At 70.0% G+C, this 5,076-nt stretch carries 6 protein-coding genes; all 6 read right to left on the bottom strand.

Annotation, left to right across the window (positions count from 1 at the left end):
- Positions 1–117: 117 nt before the first annotated feature.
- Positions 118–1,032 carry an ATP-binding protein gene (locus ET526_RS20710; protein WP_204623744.1) on the bottom strand — a complete coding sequence of 305 codons (915 nt, stop codon included), beginning with the start codon at positions 1,030–1,032 and terminating at the stop codon, positions 118–120.
- On the bottom strand, positions 1,029–1,331 hold the full coding sequence (locus ET526_RS20705) for a hypothetical protein (RefSeq protein WP_135470923.1): 303 nt from the start codon (positions 1,329–1,331) through the stop codon (positions 1,029–1,031). Before ET526_RS20705 ends, ET526_RS20710 begins: the two co-directional genes overlap by 4 nt.
- Positions 1,332–1,478: 147 nt before the next feature.
- Positions 1,479–1,706 (bottom strand): helix-turn-helix transcriptional regulator, encoded by a 228-nt coding sequence (locus ET526_RS20700; protein ID WP_135470921.1) that lies wholly within the window; start codon positions 1,704–1,706, stop codon positions 1,479–1,481.
- Positions 1,703–2,296, bottom strand: a complete 594-nt coding sequence (locus tag ET526_RS20695; protein ID WP_135470918.1) for a sigma factor — start codon at positions 2,294–2,296, stop codon at positions 1,703–1,705. The genes ET526_RS20700 and ET526_RS20695 overlap by 4 nt, the downstream gene beginning before the upstream one ends.
- 181 nt (positions 2,297–2,477) lie before the next feature.
- Positions 2,478–3,566: a hypothetical protein gene (locus tag ET526_RS20690; protein ID WP_135470916.1), complete on the bottom strand. Its 1,089-nt coding sequence runs from the start codon at positions 3,564–3,566 to the stop codon at positions 2,478–2,480.
- On the bottom strand, positions 3,532–4,725 hold the full coding sequence (locus ET526_RS20685; protein WP_135470914.1) for a hypothetical protein: 1,194 nt from the start codon (positions 4,723–4,725) through the stop codon (positions 3,532–3,534). Before ET526_RS20685 ends, ET526_RS20690 begins: the two co-directional genes overlap by 35 nt.
- Between the last annotated feature and the right edge of the window lie 351 nt (positions 4,726–5,076).

Below are 5,076 nucleotides of genomic sequence, written 5' to 3'. Positions count from 1 at the left end.
GCCGCCGGGCCGGATGGTGAGGCGGACCTTCGCCAGCGTGCCGGCGGGAATGGGCTCGAAGGCGTCCTGCTGCGCCTCGGCGCCGTTGAAGTCGTGCGTGAAGCCGCCGGACATGGCTCAGCCCTCCTGCGCCGTCGTGCTGGTGGTGGGGGCCGCGGGCGCCGCCGCGGGCAGGGTGATCTGGAACTGCGCCGCGGGCGGCGATGCGAGCGGACGGCGGATCTTCTCCATCAGCCGGCCGAGATGCGGCTCCTCGATCGTGGCGAGGCGGCCGCTGCGGTCCTTCGCCGGGTAGCCGAAGGGATTGAGCGTGGTGCAGACGAAGGCGCGATACGGCGCCTCCTTCTCGCGCGGGATCTCGGCGAGGGTGATCACCTCATCGACGATGCCGGGGAGTTCGAGCCCGGTCTTGCTGCCCTCGATCTGCAGCGAGAAGTAGGGGCGGTTGAAGTCGTCGAGCTGCCTGTTGAGCAGGCCGACCAGCCAGACGTTCTTGTCCGGCGTGTGCTGCAGGTGCGTCAGCCAGCCGATCATCTCCTGGCCGAGCAGGCCGTAGGCGCCGCGCAGGTCGGGCTTGCCGCTGCGGTCGGACACCGCCTGCGGCTGGCCCTTGCACCACTGGAAGCACAGGCGCGAGGCGACGGTGATGCTGTCGACGAAGATGGTGTCGTACTTCGCCAGCTGTTCGGGGGTGCCGAAGGCGGCGCAGACGCGCTGATAATGCGTCGCGTCATACGGCTGGTCCGGCCGCATCGCCGGGTTCGGTCCGCCGATCCAGCACGCCAGGTCGCGCGCCATCTCCCAGCTGCGCACGCGGACCTCGTCACCGGGCCAGCCCTGCACGGCGAGCTCACCGGCCTCGAGGTTCACGAACAGCGTCCGGCTCGCATCCAGCGTCCACAGCTGCGACGTCTTGCCGATGCCCGAGATGCCGGTGAGCACGCCCTTGATGCCGCGCTGCTCGGCCAGGCGCTCATCGGCGGTGATGATCCGGAAGCCGCCCGGCGGTCGGCTGTCGAAGGGCGCGCTCACTTGCGGCGCTCCTCGAAGCGGACGGCGGCCTCCACGGCGAGATCCGCGCCCCGGGCGCCGGCGCGCCGCGCGCGGTCGTGCAGCTGCTTGAGGGCGGTGACGCGCCGGAAGATCGCGTCCGCCTCGTCGCCGAGCGCCTGGATGGCGAAGGCGACGTCATCCACCGTCGCGTCGCCGATGGCCCGGCTCAGCGGCTGGCCGTATTCGCCGAGCTCGCCGGTACGGACGCTGTCCGGCAGGTCGGCCAGCGCGTAGGAGGACTCGCGGAGCCGCTGCAGCGGCGTCGTGGTCTTGAACATCAGAGCGTGACTCCTTCGTCGTCGCGCTCCTGGTCCGTCGATGGAGGTGCTGCCGGGCCCCGACGCGGCGGAGCAGACCGTCCCGGTGTTTCCGCCTCGCGGCGGTGTTGCATTCCCAGGAAGACCCGGCAGGAAAGCCGGGTGCGGTCAGGCGGCGGAGGTCTCCTGGCGCTGGGCCTGCTCGAAGGCCTCGATGTCCTCGAGGCGATACGCGATCCGCCCGCCGAGCCGGAGGAAGGGCGGGCCCTGGCGCTGGGAGCGCCAGCGCTCGAGGGTCCGGACCGACATGCGCCAGCGGGCGGCGAGATCGTGTTGGTTCAGATGGCGCGCGGTCGCGCCGTTCTGCCGTCCGCGCGAGGTGTGGTGCGTGCTCATGCCGGGCACCTACCGGCGCGATCGGCGAAGTGTCGGGGCGCTGCAACGTAGTCCCGCAAACCGGCTCGCTCCGCGAGGCGTCGCAGCCGGCGCGCATTCTCATAGATGGTGGAGCGGTGCAGGCCGGCTTCGGCCGATGCGGCGCGCAGGTTCGGCGTCAGCAGCAGATCGCAGCAGCGCCGCAGCGCCGGAGGCAGCCCTTCGAGGAAGCGCCTGACGTCGAGGGCAAGCGCCTGGTCGGCTTCCGAGACCGCCTGCGGATCGGGGAGGCTGTCCGCCAGCACCGGGCGCTCGGCGCCATCGTCGCCTTCATCGAGGCTGAGGTGCTGGCGCTCCGCGCGCAGGCGTGCCGTGGAGCAATGCAGCGAGGCGACGCGGTGCGCGATGACGCGATCCGCGAAGGTCGCGAAGCTTGCGCGGCTTGGATCGAAGGCGGCACGCCGGCGCCAGAGATCCAGGAACAGATCCTGCGCGATGTCGTCGGCATCCATGCCGGGGATGCGGCCCTGTCGGGCCAGACGCTTCGCGGTGTGGCGGATGTGCTTGAGGATGCGCGCGTCGAGCGTCGCTTCCCGGGTAGGCTGCTCCATGATGCTTCGCCGTCGATCGAGGACGGGCTCGCGGCCCGATCGATCGCGACCGGCGAAATTTCACCGACAGGGCTGGGATCAGTGCCGGCGAACGGCGGCTGGCGCGGCGAAAGCCAGCGGACTCAGGGCGGAGGCAGCGCGAAAAAAAATGCTGATGGCGCCAGATGGCGTCGGTGAAAATTCACCGCCGCGGGCTGGACATGCGGACGGCCTTGGGTCGCTCATCCCGCATCACGAAGGCAGTCTGGTAGCTTCGCGTTCTGCGATTCCAGCAGATGGGGTCCCCCTGGATGCGGAAGGCCTCACGAAGTCGCTTCGTCAGGGCTTGCTTATCCTTCTTGTAGTGCTCCACGACGTCGGGGCTCATCGGGCCGAGCGATCCACCGACCCGGGCCAGTGCCTGGAGGAACACCCACGCTTCGGTGGGCTTGCCCGAGCGACCATCCTTCATCCCGAGGTGGTCTGGTTCCAGCCGCCTCGTCTGGCTCCGGAAGCTGACGTTGAGCACCTCGTCGGCGACGAGAGTGAAGGTGAGCTCACCCCACATGGCGTCGGACGGAAGCTCCCAGACCGGCTGAGGGCCGGCGGTGTGGGTCCAGGCAGCCAGGGCCTCCCGGATCGGCGCAAGGAGGATGGCCGGTGGCTGGAGCGCCTCAATCCCGTTGGCCCCGAGCCCCATGACTTCGGACAGCGGGATCACCTGATGGCCGGCGGCCACCAACCGGGCCTGGACCGGTGCAGGCAGCGACGAAGGGCGTGGAACCAGCACGACGCTGCCAGCAGGATCGAGGCCTGCCGCCCTCAGCTCATCCTCGACGAGCGGATCCGCCGGGCCCGGAAGCGCCAGGAGGATCGGAGATGCCAAGCCGGCGGCAAGAGCGTGCCGCCCGACCAGCATCACCCTCCCCGAGCCAACGGAGCGATCGGCAGGCTCGGCGTCGAAGGCACGCGCGAGTTCGCGCAGCAGCTTCGCGCGATCGAGCGCGAGGATGGTGACGTCGGCTGCTTTCAGATCGAGCGCATCGCACATCCGGGGGCGGGAGCCGCAGACGGCACGGATTGCGCCGTTGGCGCCGGTGACGACCCGCCGCGGGCAGCCATCGCCGCCGGGATACGGGCACATGACCGACGTCGTCCGGCGGCCGGTACTCTTGAGGTAGGGCTCGATGTCACGCCATTCGGCGCCGAGGACGTCGGTCCACTCCAGGCGGTCGGTCGCTGCGCCGGGAACCTCGTCAAGCGCCTTCCAGAACCGCCGTAGCCGCTTCATCGTCGTCCGCGCCCTGGGCCGCCAGGATGAACCCCCTGTTCCTGAGCCAACGCTCGACGAGTTCGCTGTCCTCGTTCCGCTCGTACCTGGCGATGCCCGGCGGTCGGACCGTCACCGAGCGTTCCTTCTCGGAACCTTCGAACTTGACCTTGAATGTGACGCCGACGAGGCGTCCGCCGAAAAGGCCGGGCGCGCCCCGCGCCGCGAGCGCGGCGAAGAGGTTCTCCGCTCTGCGAACCTCCACTTCCTTGAACGCGCCGCCCCAGTATCGCCGGCACTCGACCAGGCGCACGGCGCTGATGCCGTCGATGTCCTCGACGTTCAACGCGTCGGCGCCGTCCTCGGCGAGGGGGTCGAGGGTGAACTTGGCGGCCGGGGGGAAGTGATCCTCGTCCCCGAAGACGAACTTGCCGAACGTCTTGAGGTACAGCTTGCGCTCCCCCTTGGTATTGGCGTGCACCCCGATCTCGCCGTTCCGCTCGTCGTAGAACAGCACGTCGTGCTGCTGCGGCCGGTAGAACTCGGTCGTGGCGCGCCCATCGTCCTGGTGGCCGGCCTCGCGCCGCATCGGAAGGCCGTGCCTGACGAGGATCCAAACCAGGGGGGTATGCCGGAACATGAAGATCCGACACCCCCGGCCGCGCCGGTGACCCTCGAACCAGTTGTCGAGCTCGGCCTCGATCTGCAGCCGGAGGGCCTCGTCGATCTCCGGGAACGGGCGCCGCCCGGCTTGGTGAGGCGCGAAGTACTCGAAGTTCTGCTGCTTCCTGGCCACGGCCTCGGAGTGGCGGGACTGGAGGAGATCGGGGGCGGCCAGCCAGACGTCGATGGCGAGGTCCGCCGGCGTCGCAGCCGGATCATCGTCGAGAGGGACGCCCTGGCGCCGCGCGGCGGCGATCAGCTCCTCCATGTCCTCCGCCGAGGCGGTCTCGTGGACGTAGTAGAGGGCGTCGACCATCTCGCGCGGGGTCGCGTGATCCGGCGTCAGCAGGACGTGCGCGAGGGATTGGTAGTCGATCTCTTCCCCGGGGTCGGGGAACTCGAAGCCGCGGCCGGACAGGTAACTGCGCCAGGGCGCGAAGAACGCGCGCAGCCGCCGCGGATCCAGACTCCTCAGCCGATCCGGGTCCGTGAATTTCCTCGGGTTGAACGAGCCCATGACGCACCACCGCCGATTCGCCCAGCGGTAGAATATCCGGCTCGCAACTCCGCCGTCATCTGTTCCCCAATCGTTCCGATCGCTCCCCGTGCGTGCAGCCCGACATCACGGCGGGACCGGCGGTATGTGCAGGCGACCACCCCTCCGCCTTGAGGAACATGTCGCCTCCCGATCCGGCCGCGCTCCGTCCCGCGGGGCTCCCACCCCACCTGCGCGAGGTCTGCGATCTCCTCGCCCGGGGCCTGCTGCGGCTGCGGAGCCGCGCTGCGCAGGAAGCGGCGCGCGAGGCCGCGGCGGTGGGAGAGCCTCGCCTACACTTCATCCCCACCCAGCGCCGTCATGCGAACCCCG

The sequence above is a fragment of the Crenalkalicoccus roseus genome (assembly GCF_004761865.1).
Taxonomy (GTDB): domain Bacteria; phylum Pseudomonadota; class Alphaproteobacteria; order Acetobacterales; family Acetobacteraceae; genus Crenalkalicoccus; species Crenalkalicoccus roseus.
This window is presented reverse-complemented; position numbering and strand designations above follow the sequence as displayed.

Coding starts and splice junctions, on each gene's coding strand:
- ET526_RS20705 (WP_135470923.1), bottom strand. CDS start 1,331: ATGTTCAAGACCACGACGCCGCTGCAGCGGCTCCGCGAGTCCTCCTAC.
- ET526_RS20700 (WP_135470921.1), bottom strand. CDS start 1,706: ATGAGCACGCACCACACCTCGCGCGGACGGCAGAACGGCGCGACCGCG.
- ET526_RS20695 (WP_135470918.1), bottom strand. CDS start 2,296: ATGGAGCAGCCTACCCGGGAAGCGACGCTCGACGCGCGCATCCTCAAG.
- ET526_RS20690 (WP_135470916.1), bottom strand. CDS start 3,566: ATGAAGCGGCTACGGCGGTTCTGGAAGGCGCTTGACGAGGTTCCCGGC.
- ET526_RS20685 (WP_135470914.1), bottom strand. CDS start 4,725: ATGGGCTCGTTCAACCCGAGGAAATTCACGGACCCGGATCGGCTGAGG.